The organism is Mucilaginibacter lappiensis (assembly GCF_050433765.1).
Classification (GTDB): Bacteria; Bacteroidota; Bacteroidia; order Sphingobacteriales; family Sphingobacteriaceae; genus Mucilaginibacter; species Mucilaginibacter lappiensis_A.
The window spans coordinates 653,241-670,735 of the sequence record NZ_JBNPWP010000001.1 but is presented as its reverse complement, the minus strand read 5'-3'; the positions used below and the strand labels follow the sequence as shown (position 1 = coordinate 670,735).

The 17,495-nt window shown below is 39.3% G+C and carries 18 protein-coding genes and 1 riboswitch; of the genes, 12 read left to right on the top strand and 6 right to left on the bottom strand.

What is annotated here, in order from left to right:
• Positions 1-41: 41 nt before the first annotated feature.
• Positions 42-782: an SRPBCC family protein gene (locus tag M2273_RS02890; RefSeq protein WP_429392777.1), complete on the bottom strand. Its 741-nt coding sequence runs from the start codon at positions 780-782 to the stop codon at positions 42-44.
• A gap of 66 nt (positions 783-848) precedes the next feature.
• Positions 849-2,105 (bottom strand): serine hydrolase, encoded by a 1,257-nt coding sequence (locus M2273_RS02885; protein ID WP_429392774.1) that lies wholly within the window; start codon positions 2,103-2,105, stop codon positions 849-851.
• 49 nt (positions 2,106-2,154) lie between these two features.
• Positions 2,155-2,355, top strand: a riboswitch (cobalamin riboswitch).
• A 165-nt stretch (positions 2,356-2,520) separates the two neighbouring features.
• Between M2273_RS02885 and M2273_RS02880 the strand changes: the two genes are divergently transcribed.
• The 6 genes from M2273_RS02880 (at position 2,521) to M2273_RS02855 (ending at position 9,217) form a co-directional block, all read left to right on the top strand.
• The gene (locus tag M2273_RS02880) at positions 2,521-4,491 is read left to right on the top strand and encodes a TonB-dependent receptor plug domain-containing protein (protein WP_429392771.1); all 1,971 of its coding nucleotides are present in this window, start codon (positions 2,521-2,523) and stop codon (positions 4,489-4,491) included.
• An 11-nt stretch (positions 4,492-4,502) separates the two neighbouring features.
• Complete coding sequence (locus tag M2273_RS02875) at positions 4,503-5,606, top strand: DUF5074 domain-containing protein (protein WP_429392768.1); 1,104 nt, start codon at positions 4,503-4,505, stop codon at positions 5,604-5,606.
• Between the two features lie 52 nt (positions 5,607-5,658).
• Entirely contained in the window at positions 5,659-6,237 is a 579-nt protein-coding gene (locus M2273_RS02870; RefSeq protein WP_429392765.1) for a DUF6580 family putative transport protein, read from the top strand.
• Between the two features lie 78 nt (positions 6,238-6,315).
• Positions 6,316-7,002, top strand: coding sequence for an SIR2 family NAD-dependent protein deacylase (locus M2273_RS02865; RefSeq protein ID WP_429392762.1), 687 nt, complete (start codon positions 6,316-6,318; stop codon positions 7,000-7,002).
• Positions 7,003-7,211: 209 nt separating this feature from the next.
• Entirely contained in the window at positions 7,212-7,928 is a 717-nt protein-coding gene (locus M2273_RS02860; protein WP_429392759.1) for a diphthine--ammonia ligase, read from the top strand.
• 374 nt (positions 7,929-8,302) lie between these two features.
• Positions 8,303-9,217 (top strand): antA/AntB antirepressor family protein, encoded by a 915-nt coding sequence (locus tag M2273_RS02855; protein WP_429392756.1) that lies wholly within the window; start codon positions 8,303-8,305, stop codon positions 9,215-9,217.
• A 208-nt stretch (positions 9,218-9,425) separates the two neighbouring features.
• Here M2273_RS02855 and M2273_RS02850 read toward each other — a convergent pair whose 3' ends face one another.
• From M2273_RS02850 to M2273_RS02840, 3 genes are all read right to left on the bottom strand, one after another.
• The gene (locus M2273_RS02850) at positions 9,426-9,767 is read right to left on the bottom strand and encodes a hypothetical protein (RefSeq protein ID WP_429392753.1); all 342 of its coding nucleotides are present in this window, start codon (positions 9,765-9,767) and stop codon (positions 9,426-9,428) included.
• A 348-nt stretch (positions 9,768-10,115) separates the two neighbouring features.
• Positions 10,116-10,364 carry a hypothetical protein gene (locus M2273_RS02845; RefSeq protein WP_429392750.1) on the bottom strand — a complete coding sequence of 83 codons (249 nt, stop codon included), beginning with the start codon at positions 10,362-10,364 and terminating at the stop codon, positions 10,116-10,118.
• 7 nt (positions 10,365-10,371) lie between these two features.
• Entirely contained in the window at positions 10,372-11,070 is a 699-nt protein-coding gene (locus M2273_RS02840) for a DUF3291 domain-containing protein (protein WP_429392748.1), read from the bottom strand.
• A gap of 73 nt (positions 11,071-11,143) precedes the next feature.
• On the opposite strand from M2273_RS02840, the gene M2273_RS02835 reads away from it, so the two are divergent.
• From M2273_RS02835 to M2273_RS02810, 6 genes are all read left to right on the top strand, one after another.
• Positions 11,144-11,620, top strand: coding sequence for a GAF domain-containing protein (locus tag M2273_RS02835; RefSeq protein ID WP_429392745.1), 477 nt, complete (start codon positions 11,144-11,146; stop codon positions 11,618-11,620).
• Positions 11,621-12,268 carry an alpha/beta hydrolase gene (locus tag M2273_RS02830; RefSeq protein ID WP_429392742.1) on the top strand — a complete coding sequence of 216 codons (648 nt, stop codon included), beginning with the start codon at positions 11,621-11,623 and terminating at the stop codon, positions 12,266-12,268.
• Positions 12,265-12,867, top strand: a complete 603-nt coding sequence (locus M2273_RS02825; RefSeq protein WP_429392740.1) for a DNA-3-methyladenine glycosylase — start codon at positions 12,265-12,267, stop codon at positions 12,865-12,867. The genes M2273_RS02830 and M2273_RS02825 overlap by 4 nt, the downstream gene beginning before the upstream one ends.
• Before the next feature lie 184 nt (positions 12,868-13,051).
• On the top strand, positions 13,052-14,329 hold the full coding sequence (gene kynU, locus M2273_RS02820) for a kynureninase (protein WP_429392737.1): 1,278 nt from the start codon (positions 13,052-13,054) through the stop codon (positions 14,327-14,329).
• A 9-nt stretch (positions 14,330-14,338) separates the two neighbouring features.
• Positions 14,339-15,193, top strand: coding sequence for a bestrophin family protein (locus M2273_RS02815; RefSeq protein WP_429392734.1), 855 nt, complete (start codon positions 14,339-14,341; stop codon positions 15,191-15,193).
• A 6-nt stretch (positions 15,194-15,199) separates the two neighbouring features.
• Entirely contained in the window at positions 15,200-16,102 is a 903-nt protein-coding gene (locus M2273_RS02810; RefSeq protein ID WP_429392731.1) for a histone deacetylase family protein, read from the top strand.
• On the opposite strand, the gene M2273_RS02805 is transcribed toward M2273_RS02810, so the two are convergent.
• Complete coding sequence (locus tag M2273_RS02805) at positions 16,099-17,478, bottom strand: MATE family efflux transporter (RefSeq protein ID WP_429392728.1); 1,380 nt, start codon at positions 17,476-17,478, stop codon at positions 16,099-16,101. The genes M2273_RS02810 and M2273_RS02805 overlap by 4 nt on opposite strands.
• Positions 17,479-17,495 lie beyond the last annotated feature (17 nt).

Below are 17,495 nucleotides of genomic sequence, written 5' to 3'. Positions count from 1 at the left end.
ATCCCGAAATAAATTCGGGATGACTTTGATATGGGCCTATTTTACTCAATCACAATAATCCTCTGATCACCATATTCTTCCGCATCATTATCAATATCCATATACTGTTTAAAATTCTGCACATCCCTGTCAACCATATTTTTAAATACAGGGTTTAAGATCTTTGCTATACCTGCGCCAAACCCACCCGCCGGCGGCTGGTAACTGATTACCACATCAACAATGGTACCCTTGCCATCAGGAGTATCCTGAAATCGTATTTTGCCGGCATTATCAATGATAGAACCAGGCAGGGAGCTCCAGCCTATCATTTCGTTTGGTTCATCATGCACTATTTCGGCATTCCAGCTTACAGTTGCTAATTCAGTAGGTAACTTTAATACCCAATGCGAACGTTTGGCATCCAGCATATCCACACTTTCCAGGTGTTTCATAAACAGGGGCAAATTATCAAGCTTGCGCCAAAAGCTATAAACCTTGTGTCTGGGTTTATTTACTGTAAAAGTAGACCTGATATTTATATTGATAGGGTGAGTTGACAGCTTACCAATACGTTTATACAATTCACAATGCCCGGTAATGCCCCGACTTAAAAGATACCCGCCGGCACCAATTTTAAGAACACTTGCAAAAGGATTGGAGAAAATGTTTTTAAAGCCTGAGAAACCCAGTTTTACGCCGCCTATAATAGAGGTATAACGTTCGGGCCAGTTTAAATTTATCCTGTCATCGCCATAAAGTACAGGGTAGTTATCGGTATATTTTATTATAGTTGATACCATAATATTGTTTAAGTATGTGTACAATTTAAACAGCATATGCCATGCTAAGTTTTTGTTAATCGAATTTTATTTAACCTGCTTGTAATTAAATTTAAATTTGGTTAAATCGGGGAGGTGCTTTTTGGGTCTTTGCAGTTCATATTGGTAAATAAACCGCCCCAGATTTTTTAAAAATGGCAGGCAAACGGTAGCATATTCATATTTGTTATCATTATAAATGCCATCCTCATTTGATTGCACCACAGCAGTGAGCATAAACTCAACCTTATTTTTAAAGTCGACGATGTAGGCATTATCAATATCATAACCATAGCTATCCCCAACCTTATTAAATATCCTGATGTTGGGTTTCATAGTTGCTGTGCTATCGCCGCCGTAAAATAAAAATTTGCAATACGCCGGGAAATATTCGGGCCGGTTATAAGTAGGTTTTGAATTTTCGGTAGGGAACATACTCATATAATGGTATATGAATTGGTAATCGGCAGAGGTTAGGTTATAACGCTGCTCTTTGGAGAATGCTTCCGGAAAAAGCAAACGTTTTAATACCTGTTGCTGATCGGCAATGGAATACACATTCTTTTGAGTAAAATCAAAGGGTTTGTTTACCAATCTGTCACTGCTATCCATATAGGCTTTACCCTGTATCAAATTTTCCAGTTGCATGGGGTAGTCTGTATTATCAAACAAAGCTGGCTTATGGTAAACAAGCTTGCCATTATTAAAAAAGTCAATAGGGTTGGTGTGCTTTGTACTTTCGCCAGCATCGCCAACAGACAGGCGGCCAATTATGCGGGTGTTGTTCAATTGATATTTTTTTAATTTGCGGTTGATCTCCTCGCGACCAACAAATTCATACAGGCGATTAAAGGCATCGTTATCACTTACCAATAGTATCTTTTTTATGTAATTTTCTATGCTGGGCAGCCCATTAACAGACGAAGTATCTGCCTTCACTTTGGTTTGTTTTGCAAACGCACTATCGGTTATCATAACCGATAGTTTGGTTAATCCTTCAACATGCAATTCTTTAAGCTTTTCAAGCGCGAATATGGCTGTTGGTAATTTCACCGTGCTTGCCGGGTAAAAATAATGCTTCGCATTAAGGCGATAACTATATGATTTAAAATGTGGTATATTGTTTTTATCCCTGTTTATCTGCGTATACAATATTTGTATTTCGTTTTGGGTAGGGTGGTTCAAAATGCCGCTGAATAGCTCCGGATGATCTTTCAAAAGTCCCTTTAAAAAAACCGTATCAGGCTGCTGGGCAAAACATGTTATACTGGTTAGCAGCAATAGTAGTGTAAAGTATAGCTTCATGAGGCATAAATATACTGATTGTTTAGTTTGTGGATATTAATACTTATCCTACTTTTGTTGTGCTTTAGGTTTCATGCAGTTATTACTGTAAATGAATTAAAAGGGAATATGGTGAAAATCCGTAACTGTCCCGCAGCTGTAAGCTCTTTAACCATTGCCCGTTCATTACGTCACTTTCCGCCGAGGCGGATGGGAAGACGGGGCAACATGGGGAGTAAGTCAGAACACCTGCCCAGGCACTATAATTATTCACGGCTTTCGGGGATTGAAGCTTGAATGTGAATGCTCTTCATGTAGTGTATTTTCATTTCAAAACTTTTATTTACCGTATGCCAAGCGTTTTGCGCATAACAATATGAAGAAAATTTTACGCTGCTTTTGTAAGTATTCATTAACTGCACATAAATGCGGTATAATGCTTATTATATTTCAGGTAACAGCACATAACAAATCATCAGCCCAAACAGATACCACCAAAAAGTTAAAGGAAGTAACGGTTTCATCATCCATTATTCCTCAAATACAAACCATTACACCCGCCCAACAGGTGTCGGCCATTGATTTTGCACGTTATAGCGCTTTTAACGTGGCTGATGCGATCCGGAATTTTGCGGGCGTTATTTTAAAAGATTATGGTGGGGTGGGTGGATTAAAAACAGTGTCGGTACGCGGCCTGGGAGCTAATCATACGGCCGTTTTATACGATGGCATACAAATTAACGACACCGAAAATGGCCAGATTGATCTGAGTAAACTGAATTTGAATAATGTACAACAAATTACATTATATAATGGTCAGCCGCCTGCAATCTGCATGCCGGCGCGTTCATTTGCTTCGGCCAGTATCCTTTCTATAAAAACAGTACAACCAATTTTAAATGCAAATAAGCCTTACCAGATCACTGCCGGTATAAAAAGTGGCTCATTCGGACTGATAAACCCATACCTGCAGTGGCAACAACGTATCAATAATAACTGGGCATTTATTGTAAACAGTTATTTGGAAAATGCCAACGGACATTACAAATATAAAGCCATGGGTGGAAGCGGGGATTCTGTTCGTACTCGTAACAACGGAGATATTACCGCTAAACAAATAGACGGAGCTTTATACTGGACAAAAAACGACAGCAATAAATTTAACCTGCACATTAACTATTACACTTCAGATCGCGGGCTTCCGGATGCGGTTATATTATATGATCCCTCAACATCAAGAGAGCGTTTGTGGAACCGTGATTTTTTTGCACAGGCAGGTTATGAGCACATCTGGAACAGCGGACTCCATCTGTTGTTGAATACAAAATTATCCAATACATATCTCCGTTATCTCAATCCTGATTATTTTAATATTGAAGGAAAGCTGGATCAACGCTTTACCCAGCATGAATTTTACCAGTCTGCCGCACTGGCTTATCATTTTACCTCAAACTGGGAAGTTTCATATGCTATAGATTTTTCAGTTAATGATCTGGATACTAATCTACCCAACTTTCCCTATCCAACAAGGGTGAGTTTCCTGAATGTGCTTGCTTCAAATCTAACTATTGGAAAGTTGCGCCTGCAGGGAAGTTTACTCAATACAAATATTAGCGAAACTGTTAAAAGCGGCAGGGGAGCACCTAAAAGAAATAACTATTCACCTACTGTAATGGCTGTTTTGCAACCGTTTAATAGCTCAAACCTTCAATTTCGCGCATTCTATAAATCCATATTCCGCAATCCAACATTCGATGATCTTTATTATGGGGGTATAGGTAACCCCAATTTAAAACCAGAGTTTACCAAACAATTTGATCTGGGTGCAACTTATAGTAAAGCTTTGAATGGCTTTTTTAACTACATAACATTTACAGCCGACGCTTATTATAACAACGTAACCAACAAAATTGTATTTATTCCTAAGGATGCTTATAATGGCTCTATTCAAAACTATGGCAAAGTTGATATTAAAGGTTTGGATGCAGGTTTAAAAACCCAGGTTAAATTAACAGAGAAATGGAAGGGTTCATTAGCTGCAAATTACTCTTATCAGCAAGCATTAAATGTAACAGATCCTGCTTCGTCTATATATCTTAATCAGTTACCTTATACCCCTAAAAATACCATGTCCGTTAACGCTGGTATTGATCATGATCATATCGGGATTTACTACAACCAGGTAGTTTCATCATCAAGATATTACACCAATAATAATCTTCCGGCCGATTTTATTCCGGGTTACTCAACGAGTGACGCATCTGTTGTTTACCGTTTTTCAGTAAGGGGTAAAGCAGTGGTTACTTCTTTTGAGGCAAATAATCTTTTTAATAAAAACTATTTTGTTGTACAAAGCTATCCAATGCCGGGGCATTCGTTTCGGTTTTCCTTTCAAATAACTATTTAATTATTACTAATATGAAACAGATTAAACTTAATCTTCTTTTGGTCGCCATAGCATTTACTGTAGTGTTGGCGTCATGTCATAAAGACAAAATTAATCCTCAGCCAGATAAGCCGTCGGCAAGCAGGTTGGGTTTGTATGTATTAAACCAGGGTGTTTTTCAGTCTAATAACAGTACATTAACTTATTATGATTACACCACAAAACAACTTACTCCTGATATTTACAGCAGCGCTAATGGCGAGGGCTTAGGCGATACAGGTAATGACATAGGTATCTATGGAGCAAAAATGTATATTGTTGTTAATTATTCTAATGTGGTTGAGATTGTGAATCCGAAAACCAGTAAACTTATTAAGAAAATTAGTTTTAAGGATGATAAACAAAATGGCCGTCAACCCAGAAGTATAGCTTTTTATAAAAACAACGCCTTCATCACTTCTTATGATGGAACTGTTGCCGTATTGGACACTGCTACGTTAACCGTTAGCAAGTATATAAATGTGGGTCGTAATCCGGAGCAATTGGTTGTAAGCAATGATAAACTTTATGTAGCAAATAGTGGTGGATTAAGTTTTGGTAATCCTGATAATACAGTGTCTGTAATAGATTTGAACACTTTAACAGAAACCAAAAAAATTACAGTTATAAGTAACCCTGTAAGTATAGTTGCCGATACCTACGGCCATGTTTATGTTCTTTCATTGGGCATAACTGATTATAGTAGTGGGGTGCCCGTAGTAGTTAAAAAACCAGGTATGTCAATTATTGATAATAAAAATGATGTTTCTATATCGCAAACCGATTTAAATTTAGGTTTTAGTGTACCTATGGCCGTACAGGGCGACTTTGTATATTATGTTACTGCTGATAATAAAATTGCTGCATATAATGCCAAAACACAAACACCTGCCCAAGCTAACTTTATTAGTGATGGTACCGTGATCACAAGTGCTTATTCTGTCACGGCAGATCCATTAACAGGCGAAATATTTATTGGCGATGCTAAAGATTATAACTCCAACGGTACTTTATATGCCTTTGATAAGACCGGTAAAAAAGAATATTCAATAACTACCGGCATAAGTCCGGGTAAAGTTGCATTTGTTAACAAGTAATCGTTGTATATTTATACAGATTATAAGTAATTTTACCTTATAAAAATTGATCATGACCGCAAAAGATAATACAACCAGGAACATAGTTCTTATTTTAATGATCGTGGTGGCTGCTTCGTTCAGACTTATCGCTTTTGAATATAAGGACCTGAGTAACTTTAACCCGGTAGGGGCTATCGCCATATTTGGCGGGGCGTATTTTGCAAGCAAATGGAAAGGCTATCTTACCGTATTGCTTACGCTATTTACAACCGACATTGTTCTTAATTATTTATATACCTCGAAATTTTCTATAGGGTACGATGGCATAATAGGGGTTTATTTAAGCTTTGCCCTGATGGTGCTATTGGGTAGTATGATAAAGAAAGTAAATGTGCTAAATGTAGTTTTAGCTTCCTTAGCATCGGTTTTAATACATTGGCTGATCACCGATCTGCCTTGGTTTTATAGCACACTTAACCTTTATCCGCATACTTTAGCTGGTTATGGTACATCATTAGTAAATGCTATACCGTTTGAGTACAACATGATATATGGCAACCTGGTATTTGGTTTATTGCTATTTGGCGGGTTTGAACTGGCCAAAAGTAAATACGCCTTTTTACAGACTAAAAAACAACTGGCACTTTAATTTTCGATATTAAAATGAAGAAGCGATTTGCCACAAGGCAGGTCGCTTTTTTTATGGGGATATAATTTTATTTATAGCATGGAAAAACTGGTAATACTAACAGGAGCAGGGATCAGTGCGGAGAGCGGTTTAAAAACCTTTAGGGATAGCGACGGGCTATGGGAGGGTTACAATATTGAAGATGTGGCCACCCCCGAGGCCTGGGAGCATAATCCTGTTCTGGTGCAGGAATTTTATAATGCCCGTCGTAAATCTGTAATGGAGGCTGAGCCAAATGCTGCGCATTATGCATTGGCCCAACTGGAAGAAAAATACCACGTAACCATCATCACCCAAAATATCGACGATTTGCATGAAAGAGCGGGATCAACTAACGTGGTGCATTTACATGGCATTATTACCCGTTCGCAATCAAGTATTAATCCTGAGCTTACTTATCCTATTGATGGCTGGGAGTTAAGGATGGATGAAGTTTGTGAACTTGGCTCACCGTTACGGGCGCATGTGGTGTGGTTTGGCGAAGCTGTGCCAATGATTGAGACCGCCGCACGTATTTGCTCAGGTACAGATATCTTTATGTTGGTAGGCTCATCGTTGGTGGTTTACCCCGCAGCCGGATTAATAGGTTATGTTGGCCGCGAGGTGCCCAAATATATTGTCGACCCTAAAATACCTGATGTGAATGTGAGAGGGCCGGTGATCAAGATACAGGAAAAGGCCACCGTTGGTGTACCTGCTTTGGTGAATGAGTTGCTGAAGAAATAATTCATTAATATAAGCCCATGTCATTTCGACGAGCATAGGGAGGTGCAGAGGTGAGGAGAAATCTTATACAGTTGGAAAAGCAGGCAATGCAAATCGTATAAGATTTCTCCTCGCCCTAACACTCAATTCCTCTCCATGCTCGTCGAAATGACATGTTTTTTGATTGATTTTAATGTAATTTTTAATCTAACTAATTCAATAATTTATACATGCAAAAATGTATATTCAACTGGAGCGGTGGTAAAGACAGCGCCCTTGCGCTATACCACTGCCTTCAAAATCCTGAACTGGAAATAAAATACCTGGTGACCACCATAAACGACGCTGCCGACAGGATCTCCATGCATGGGGTACGAACTGAATTGCTGATTAAACAAGCAGAAAGTATTGGCATTCCACTGTACCAGATCCGGCTGCCCGAAATGCCGGGTATGAGTGAGTACGATGCCGCGATGCTTCAGCACTTAACGCATTTTAAAAATGAAGGCATTACACATTCTATTTTTGGCGATATATTTTTAGAAGACCTGAAAGCTTATCGTGATACCCGGTTGAGCGAGGTGGGTTTGCAGGGAATTTATCCTTTATGGAAACGGGATACGAATGAACTGATCAATGAGTTCTTTAGCCTCGGATTTGGCACCGTGATAGCCTGCACCCAGGAACGTTTGGAACGCATAGTTGGCAAGGAGATAAGCCCCGAATTGATAAACGCTTTGCCAGATGATGTGGACGTTTGCGGCGAGAACGGGGAGTTCCACACCTTTACTTTTAAAGGGCCAATTTTTAAAAGTGAGATAAAATACAAAACCGGGGTGAGGATATTTAAGGAATATGAAGCTCCTAAAAATGCTGATGACTCCTGTGTTTTACCTACTGATCAAAAGCGCTCTGGTTTTTGGTATTGCGACCTTATTCCCGCTTAGTTTGTATTTATTTGGCAAAATTATGCACCAAATTAAATTTTGTTTATTAATATAAATAGGTATATTTCAATTAATTAGTATTTACATATTAAAGTTTTAATTTATGAAAAATAAAATGTATTTACTTTATGCGAAAAGTAGGGTCGATTTGCCAAATAAAATTTGGTTTCGATTTTTTAATAATTATAACAATTTATAAATTAGATAGTTAATGTAAATTACCGTTAGTAATTATGGATGGTATGTAACACCTTAATAAATGCGTACAAGAGTTGTTTTCAAATACAACTACCGTCACCTATCTTTACAAGGCCAAATTGATACTATCATTAATAATATGGTGGTACGATTAAAATATAAGGAGTTAACAGCAAATGATAGACGTTTATTATTCACCAAAAGGGACACCCTATGTAATGGGTAGTGATCTACACGAAGAATTGCAAATCAAGACTCCACTTAGGAAATGGTTTCCAAGCATGATAGAGTATGGATTTGTTGAGAATCAAGACTTTAGCCAGATGGACAAAAAAGTCCACTTGGATCAAGGTGGCAATACTGTACGTAAAGACTGGGCTGTAACGGTCGAAATGGCTAAGCACATTGCCATGGTTCAGAAAACAGCTCAAGGCAAAATTACAAGAGACTATTTACTTCAACTTGACCAAAAAGTAAATGATGGAGAATACCTTAATCAAGGCCAAATTTTAGCCTTAATGGATATTTGCAAGGTAATGGGATATTTTAGTGTGCAAGATTTCTTTGAAAAAGAACACTACGAGAAAATTTTTAAAGGCACTGGAGCTGAATGGTGGGAGAGGCGAGCCAGTTTATTTGGTTATTCAGCCGCAGATTTAAAAAAGGCATTATTAGATATTGGGGAGAAGTATAAAAACCAAAAACAGGCATTATTTAAAACCGATAGGTTGGAGTTAATTAGGAGGGGTGTAGTTGATATGTTCATTGTGATGGGTAAAAGTGTTGCATTTGCTAAGAATGTAGGCAACATAGCAAAAACAATGTCTGAAAAGCTTGAACTTGAAATTTATAATGATTTAGATACCTCAATAGATTTTAAATCAGAGGAACAAAAATTAATTGTTACTGATTTAAAAAATTATGCTACAGATAGCGCCTTATTCAAAAGATTTACAGGGGGTAAACAACAAAAAGCAAGTGTCGATAAAAACTACAATCAACTTAACTTGGGATTAGAGAAGGGACAAAGCGGTAATACTACTTTTGATGATGCTATGAGTAAAGCATTACAGAATAAACCACTCAAATAATCAATTTAATACTTTTGGACTTAATACAACGAATAAATATATCACCAATGTGATAAATACTATAGAAGATATAAAACTACAAATAGTAACTAATACTCCTAAAAAGCTCTTTTCGAATCGTCTATTTCTATAATTTGAGAATCCAATAATGCATATTATAATCAATGCAATTATTACGAATATATTAATCTTCATTTTCTAAACTTTGTTAATTAGTAAAACCCTTGGTGGCTCTATATACCCCTATAAAAGACGGAATTAAAAAGAGTGCTGATAGCTTGATTGCATGCATCCAAAATGAATAATTAGAAGGTGTCAAAATAGATGCTGTAATTCCGGCGATGATAATGCTAAAAATAAACGCAGTTGCATATAATGGAGCTATTTCAGTGGCTTTACCAGGAGCTGAAAGTTGTTTTATAGAAGTTGTTTTACTTACTATGTAAAACAGCCAAATGATAAACCAAGAAAAAAACGGAGCAAGAAAATAAATAACAAGCTCATCCACGTGACGAGCCTGTGCTGCACTAAAAAAATATGTGGTTTTCATGGTCGTAATTTGGATAGAAACGAAAATTCAATGCTGTATTATAATATTCCTAATGTAACAATCCGTGCGCATTTACGCAATAGGGGCATTAAACTTAACACTTCATTACTCGATATTTTGAATTAAAGAAATAAAAATGGTATCCTCCTATGACGACTTTTGTTCGTGGCCACGGGTATTAGTTAACCAACAATTTTTAAAAAGTCAGAATAGTGTTCTGTTTAGGTTATTTTAGGCATTATTTAGACCACCTTGAACAAGGTAACAATAACCAATTAAATAACAGCGAGGTAAGTCCAAAAGATTGAAATAACAATTTATAAATTAGATAGTTAATGTAAATTACCGTTAGTAATTGTACCGATAATAAGTATCCTTAAAGTCGGTACGCATTTCTATAAAGCGGGCGCCTATTTTTTTTAAAAACTCTTCATCAAGTAATTCAAAAACGCTGTTAACGCCATCAGTTAAATCCATCTCGGCTATCTTGTAGGTTTGCTCCAGAGTACCCTGCTCAATCTTTATAATAAACTTTTGGTTCATGCTCAGAATGGATATTTTAAAATCAGGATGTGGTAGTTCGGCAATAATTCTCATAGCTTAATTATTTCAATAAATCATTTAAAGGGTCTTTTCCGTGGAGGGAGCCAAAACTTTCAATCGGCTTAAAACGGGCAAAAAGTTCTTCGCTGTACCAGTTTTCACGCCTGGTTAATTTAATCACTTCTGTATGTTCGCGGCTTATGTAGGCGAAAGCTTTTACAGCATCTAAGCTTTGCCAAACCGAAAAGGTAGCCTGTCGGTAAACCGGCGCTTCGCCTATGCCAAACGAAGTGATATAGCCGGGAACACTCGTCATTAAGTCGGCAACTTCGTCCACATGCGACCAAAAGTTTCTCAGTCGGCTAATTCTGATCGTAGCTCGGGTTAAAACCACTACAGGACCGGAGTGATCTTTTATATTCGGATTGCCAAAAGGTTCCCGGCCGTTCCATTTGCCGTGGCTTTGCAATGGCTCGCACAATATCGTCCAGCTTTCGCGGCCCAGGGTTCTCCACCAGTCAGCAATAAAGGATTTTTTGTAAAACTGGTCAAAATCTTCCCGACTATCCCAACAGGCCAGCAGGCCCCATTGTTGCCAGTCGGGCTGCAGGTCAAAAGTGCCGTTACGGCCCGAACCAAGCAATTTGTAAAACATACAACGCTTATTAAGCCATAAGGGCAAACGATGCAACGCCATGGCCAGCAAGGCAAAAGGAATAAACAGTTTGCGGTATCGTACTATGGTTAAACTAACGATCATACGATGCTAAATAAAAGATTAAATATGATATTTGCCTTATTTACTTTCAACATAGCATCCTTACTTTTGTAATATGGCAGAGGATTTAAACATAACCGCATCAACCGATAAAACAGAACAATACACCACACTTGTCCCGCAAATTGAGGCCTTGCTTTATGGTGAACCTGATCTGGTAGCTAACTTGGCAAACATCAGCGCGGCTTTAAAGGAGCAGTTTAAATGGTTTTGGGTAGGCTTTTATCTGGTAAAGGATAATGAGCTTGTTTTAGGCCCGTTCCAGGGACCTGTAGCCTGTACACGCATTGCCTTGGGCAAAGGTGTTTGCGGCACAGCATGGCAGCAGGCTCAGACCATCATAGTGCCCGATGTGGATGCATTTCCCGGGCATATAGCCTGCAGCTCGCTATCCCGGTCAGAGATTGTGGTTCCGGTATTCCATAATGGCGAAGTTGTTGCCGTTTTGGATGTGGACAGTGAATTATTAGATCAGTTTAATGAAACAGATGCACTATATCTGGAACAGATTGTTAAGCTCGTTAAATTTTAAATGAGCAAAATATATCTGATAGCCGGGCTCGGGGCAGATACCCGGGTTTATAACAATATTGATCTGCATGAACATGATGTAACGCCTGTTGATTGGATAGAACCTAATGAAGGTGACACTTTAGGTACCTATGCACAAAGTATTATACATCAATATAATATCTCTAATAATTCCATTATTATTGGCAATTCTTTAGGCGGAATGATCGCCGTTGAAATAGCAAAACTGATTCCAGTAAAAAAGGTGATCCTGATATCAAGCATCAAGACCATCAATGAAGCCCCGTGGTATTTTAGCCTGTTCAGGGCGTTACCGGTTTATAAACTAATCCCCGGAAAATGGTTTACTTCATTGGGTTTTCTCATCAAGCCACTATTTGGGCACATGAGCGAGGAAGATGCCTGGCTGTTTAGCGATATGCTTAAAAACACTTCGCCGGTTTTTGTGAAGTGGGCTATGGGGGCCGTGCTGCACTGGAAGAATGAAACCATCCCGCCAAATTTGTATCACATCACCGGGAATAAAGACCTGATATTTTCATACAAACGAATCCATGACGCTTCTATAGTTGCTGATGGAACCCACATTATGATATTTGATAAAGCTAAAGAGATCAATAAATTATTAAAACACATTCTTAAAAAATGAAGTTAACTGAGCAGTATTACCTGGGTAATGATGTGGTAGCGATCAGTAAAAGTCTATTAGGAAAGTATTTATTTACCGGTATTGATGGTGTAACTACTGGTGGTTATATTGTTGAAACAGAGGCATATAATGGCATCATTGATAAAGCTTCGCACTCTTATGGTAATCGCATCACGCCCCGAACCAAAACCATGTTTATGCAGGGTGGCATTGCCTATGTTTACCTGTGTTATGGCATTCATGAAATGTTTAATATAGTAACATCGGTTGAAGGGCAGCCACATGCTATTTTGATCAGGGCAGTTCATCCGACAGAAGGTTTGGAGGCAATGCAGTTAAGACGAAATATGCCGGTACTTAAACCAACTATCACTGCTGGCCCGGGATCTGTTGCCAAAGCGCTGGGTATATCCCGTAATATCAATGCCATCAGCCTGCAAAGTGATACCCTATGGATTGAAGACCGTGGATTGAACTTTACCGATGAGCAGATAACCTCAGGTCCGCGTATAGGCGTAAGCTATGCTGCCGAAGATGCCTTGCTGCCATATCGCTTTTATGTTAAAGGTGATGTTTATGTAAGTAAACCCAATAAATAGTTTGTTGTTGATTAGGTATCAAAAGCAGACAGAAGGGCGAATTCAGGGGTGTAGTAATGTGTTTTCGTCGCGTGTAAAAACACACCCCTGCCATTTCACTGTACCAACGCGCCCCCCTCTCAAGAGGGGATAAAAAAACAACACATTAATCAACCACTCGCCTAAATTTATTAATATTGAGGCAATGAATTACCAGAACAGTTTGACATTTGCCATAGAGCAGGATAGGCTTGACCCGCTAAAAGATTTCAGGAACAGGTTTTTAATTCCGCAGCACCATGGGGAAGATGCCATTTACTTATGCGGAAACTCATTGGGTTTACAACCGGCATCTGCTCAGGAATACATTGTCGACCAATTAAGCACCTGGAAAAACCTCGCGGTAGAAGGCTGGTTTCAGGGCAATGATCCCTGGTTAAGTTATCACAAACAGCTTTCGTCGTCTATTTCAAAAATTGTTGGTGCAAAGGAAAGTGAAGTTACCGTAATGAATTCACTTACAGTAAATCTTCATTTACTGATGGTAAGTTTCTATAAACCAAATGGTAAAAGGTTTAAAATTATTATGGAAGGAGGGGCTTTTCCGTCAGATCAGTATGCGATGGAGAGCCAGACAAGGTTTCATGGTTATGACCCTAAGGAAGCCATCATTGAAATATTTCCTCGTGATGGCGAGCTTACTTTGCGCACAGAAGATATTATTCAAAAGATAAACGAACATGCCAGTGAACTGACTTTAGTGCTTTTTGCCGGCATAAATTACTATACCGGACAGTTCTTCGATCTGGAGGCAATTACCCGGGCAGCTCATATAGCCGGTGCTTATGCTGGTTTTGATCTCGCACATGCAGCCGGCAACGTTCCGTTAAAACTGCACGACTGGAGAGCTGATTTTGCCTGCTGGTGTTCATACAAATACATGAACTCAGGTCCGGGTGGCATCAGTGGTATTTTTGTACATGAAAAGCATTTTGAAAATAAAGAGCTTGATCGCTTTGCCGGCTGGTGGGGCTATCGCGAAGACAAGCGCTTTTTAATGGCACCCGGCTTTGATGCAGCTAAGGGTGCCGACGGCTGGCAGGTAAGTACAAGTCCAATATTGCTTCTGGCTTTATTTAAAGCCTCTATGGTCATTTTTGATGACGCGGGCGGCATTGATACCCTTCGTGCCAAAAGTATTGCCTTAACGGGCTATATGGAGTTTTTGATCAATAATATAAATGAGCAATTCGGTGAGGAAATTTTTAAAGTGATCACACCCGGCAATCAGCAGGAGCGGGGTTGTCAGCTCTCCGTTGTGTGCAAAAAAAATGCAAAAGCTGTTTTTAAGCATCTTGCAGATAATGGCATTATAGGTGATTGGCGTGAACCTGATGTGATCAGACTAAGCCCTGTTCCGCTTTACAATACTTTTCAGAACGTTTACAAGGCGGCCCAGCAATTAGCCGCTGCAATTAAATAAATAACAAATATGGTTTACTACAATCCCAAAGAGTGGTTTTCATTTATCTTCAAGATCGACAAGGCTGATACCCTGCGTGAACTTTTCCCATTGATACTTGCTGTGAGCGCTTATGCCGGTGTTGTTACTTATTTACTGATAGATTTTTGGCAGTTGCCCGATACAAGCTTGCTCAGAAAAGTAAGTTATATCCATCAAACTATTGGTTTTGTATTCTCGTTATTACTGGCCTTTCGTATCAATTCGGCATATGATCGCTGGTGGGAAGGGCGTAAGATATGGGGAAGCCTAACCAATAACAGCCGCAACCTCGCCATAAAACTTAAATATTTGGTTAATAATACCGATGCGGCATTTTTCAATTACATGATACCGCTTTACGCCCGGTCGTTAAAAGATCACCTGCGCGATGTTTATGTGCCCGAACAACAGCAGTTTATCACTATTGACCAGAATAAACATGTACCTAATCAAATAGCATCGGCCATTATAAAAAATGTGTACAGGTTGAATAAAGAGGGGGTAATAAACGCGGAGCAATTGTTTAGTGTAACTGCCGAAATAACTTCGTTTACAGATATTTGTGGTGCTTGCGAACGGATCAAGAAAACGCCGATCCCATTCTCGTACAATGTGTTTATCAAGAAGTTCATTTTTACTTATATCATGACTTTGCCATTCACCTGGGCTTTTGATCTGAAGTATTTTGTTGTGCCTGTAATTGGTTTTATCTTGTTTGTGTTTGCCAGTATTGAGTTATTGGCCGAAGAAATTGAGGATCCGTTTGGCAACGACGCCAACGATCTGCCGCTTGATAATATTTGCGAGAACATCCAAAAACATGTTGGTGAGATATTAGCTTAATCAGTAATGCTCAAAATAGCTTTCGACCCGATATATGCGCATCCATTGCCTGAAGGTCATCGCTTTCCGATGCTCAAATATGAGCTGATCCCGGCCCAGTTACTACATGAAGGGGTGATTGGGGTTGATAATCTATTTTCTCCGGGCCTGCTAACTGAGGATATTATCCTGGATACACATGATGAAAATTACTGGCATCAATTACGGGATCTGACCCTGCCTGTAAAGGAGCAGCGACGTATAGGTTTTCCGTTATCAGCTCAATTGGTGGAGCGCGAAATAAGGATAGCCAAAGGAACTATTGATGGCTGCAGGTTTGCTTTTGACAATGGCATAGCATTTAATGTAGCCGGTGGAACCCATCATGCCGGTACAAATTGGGGTGAGGGCTTTTGCTTGTTGAACGATCAGGCTATTGCAGCTAACTATTTATTAAATAATAATTTAGCTACATCTATCTTAATAATTGATTTAGATGTTCACCAGGGCAATGGTACCGCGCAGATATTTGAAAACGAACCACGGGTGTTTACATTCTCCATGCACGGGGCAAATAATTTTCCATCGCGAAAGGAAACTTCTGATCTTGATATTCCACTGGTTGATGGGGTGGAAGGCGATGAGTATTTAGGCATCCTGAATGATATTTTACCCCAACTGATCAAACAGCAAATGCCCGATTTTATATTTTACCTGGCCGGAGTTGATGTGCTGGCAACCGATAAGTTGGGTAAGCTTGCATTAAGTAAGGATGCTTGCAAAGCCCGTGACCGATTTGTATTTGAACAATGCATAACTAATAACATACCGGTGCAGGTTAGCATGGGAGGGGGCTACTCACCGCATATCAAAGATATTGTAGACGCGCATTGTAATACTTTTCGAATAGCGGCTGATCTGTATTTCTAATCCTTTGCCAATATAGGTATTGTTTTATCGCGATGGCTTTTGCTGATAATGTTGAACCGAATAAATAACAGCACCGAGGCAGTTGCCAAACCTAATGTTAATCCGTACCAAACACCATTAACACCCAAATGAAAATATATTCCCAGGATATATCCAACAGGTAAACCGATTACCCAATAGGCCAAAAATGTAATAAAAGTTGGGATATTAACATCGCCCATTCCGCGTAAAATACCCAGGCCAACAACTTGTGCACCATCGAATAACTGAAAAAATGCTGCAATTATAAGTAACTGTGCTGCAATAGTTATAACGCCCTCATCGGAAGTAATTATCCAGGGTAATAAATGCCTGCCAAAAGTAAATATAAGAGCCGTAATGGCCATAAATACCAATACGATGTGATAGTTGGAGATAGCCCCCAACCGCAGGTTCTTATGATCGCCAGAACCAAAATAGTTCCCTGATTTTATAGCTGCGCCGGCAGATATTCCGCTGGCCATCATGTAGGTCATGGATGCCAGACTAATAGCAACCTGGTGGGCGGCCTGCTGAACAAGGCCAATAGCACCTACCAAAATTGCCGCACCGCCAAAAGCGCTTACTTCAAATGTATATTGCAAGGCTACAGGAGCCCCAATTTTCATGATCTGTATGCCGCGGATGCGATCGATGTTTTTGAGGGCGAAACTTTTTAAATATTCTTTAAAAATGGGCGACCTGAAAACATACGTAGCCATTACTATGGCCATTACACAGCGGTCAATAAGCGTACTATAACCCACGCCCCGGATACCCATGGGATGTACACCGAACAGACCTTTTACAAAAATTACGCCCAGGCAAATATTGAGCAGGTTACCCCATATGGAGATCAGCATGGCTTGCTTTGTAAAACCCAGGCCTTCGGCGAATTGCTTAAATGTGTTAAATATAAGCAGCGGGATAAGTGACAAGCTCAGCAGCAATAAATAAGGTTTAGCTTCCTGTACAACTTGAGGCGACTGGTCAAGATGACCTATGAGTAACATGGTGCCAAAGTAAATACCGGCAAACAAAATAATGCCGCTCAGCATGTTTAAAAACAAACTGTTTGATAACAGTAAACCACATTCCTTAAAATTACGGCGTCCGTTATTTTGCGCTACAAGTGGTGTTAATCCGTATGATATACCCATGCCAATAACCAGCGGCACCATAAATAAGCTGTTCACCAATGAAACGGCAGCTAATGATACAGTACCTGCAAAGTGGCCAACAATAATAGAATCAGACATTTGAACCAGTGTATGCCCAAGTTGTGATATAACTACCGGGATAGCCAGTTTAAGACTTGCGGAATAATAAGGTTTGTATTTGAGGAAGGTGCTTTTCATTATTTAGGTACCACAGA

Excerpts from the sequence above, each read along its gene's own strand:
- M2273_RS02815 (WP_429392734.1), top strand. The coding sequence starts at position 14,339 with ATGGTTTACTACAATCCCAAAGAGTGGTTTTCATTTATCTTCAAGATC.
- M2273_RS02870 (WP_429392765.1), top strand. The coding sequence starts at position 5,659 with ATGACCGCAAAAGATAATACAACCAGGAACATAGTTCTTATTTTAATG.
- M2273_RS02845 (WP_429392750.1), bottom strand. The coding sequence starts at position 10,364 with ATGAGAATTATTGCCGAACTACCACATCCTGATTTTAAAATATCCATT.
- M2273_RS02805 (WP_429392728.1), bottom strand. The coding sequence starts at position 17,478 with ATGAAAAGCACCTTCCTCAAATACAAACCTTATTATTCCGCAAGTCTT.
- M2273_RS02885 (WP_429392774.1), bottom strand. The coding sequence starts at position 2,105 with ATGAAGCTATACTTTACACTACTATTGCTGCTAACCAGTATAACATGT.
- M2273_RS02835 (WP_429392745.1), top strand. The coding sequence starts at position 11,144 with ATGGCAGAGGATTTAAACATAACCGCATCAACCGATAAAACAGAACAA.
- M2273_RS02855 (WP_429392756.1), top strand. The coding sequence starts at position 8,303 with ATGATAGACGTTTATTATTCACCAAAAGGGACACCCTATGTAATGGGT.
- M2273_RS02875 (WP_429392768.1), top strand. The coding sequence starts at position 4,503 with ATGAAACAGATTAAACTTAATCTTCTTTTGGTCGCCATAGCATTTACT.
- kynU (WP_429392737.1), top strand. The coding sequence starts at position 13,052 with ATGAATTACCAGAACAGTTTGACATTTGCCATAGAGCAGGATAGGCTT.
- M2273_RS02860 (WP_429392759.1), top strand. The coding sequence starts at position 7,212 with ATGCAAAAATGTATATTCAACTGGAGCGGTGGTAAAGACAGCGCCCTT.
- M2273_RS02830 (WP_429392742.1), top strand. The coding sequence starts at position 11,621 with ATGAGCAAAATATATCTGATAGCCGGGCTCGGGGCAGATACCCGGGTT.
- M2273_RS02810 (WP_429392731.1), top strand. The coding sequence starts at position 15,200 with ATGCTCAAAATAGCTTTCGACCCGATATATGCGCATCCATTGCCTGAA.
- M2273_RS02850 (WP_429392753.1), bottom strand. The coding sequence starts at position 9,767 with ATGAAAACCACATATTTTTTTAGTGCAGCACAGGCTCGTCACGTGGAT.
- M2273_RS02890 (WP_429392777.1), bottom strand. The coding sequence starts at position 782 with ATGGTATCAACTATAATAAAATATACCGATAACTACCCTGTACTTTAT.
- M2273_RS02880 (WP_429392771.1), top strand. The coding sequence starts at position 2,521 with ATGCTTATTATATTTCAGGTAACAGCACATAACAAATCATCAGCCCAA.
- M2273_RS02865 (WP_429392762.1), top strand. The coding sequence starts at position 6,316 with ATGGAAAAACTGGTAATACTAACAGGAGCAGGGATCAGTGCGGAGAGC.
- M2273_RS02840 (WP_429392748.1), bottom strand. The coding sequence starts at position 11,070 with ATGATCGTTAGTTTAACCATAGTACGATACCGCAAACTGTTTATTCCT.
- M2273_RS02825 (WP_429392740.1), top strand. The coding sequence starts at position 12,265 with ATGAAGTTAACTGAGCAGTATTACCTGGGTAATGATGTGGTAGCGATC.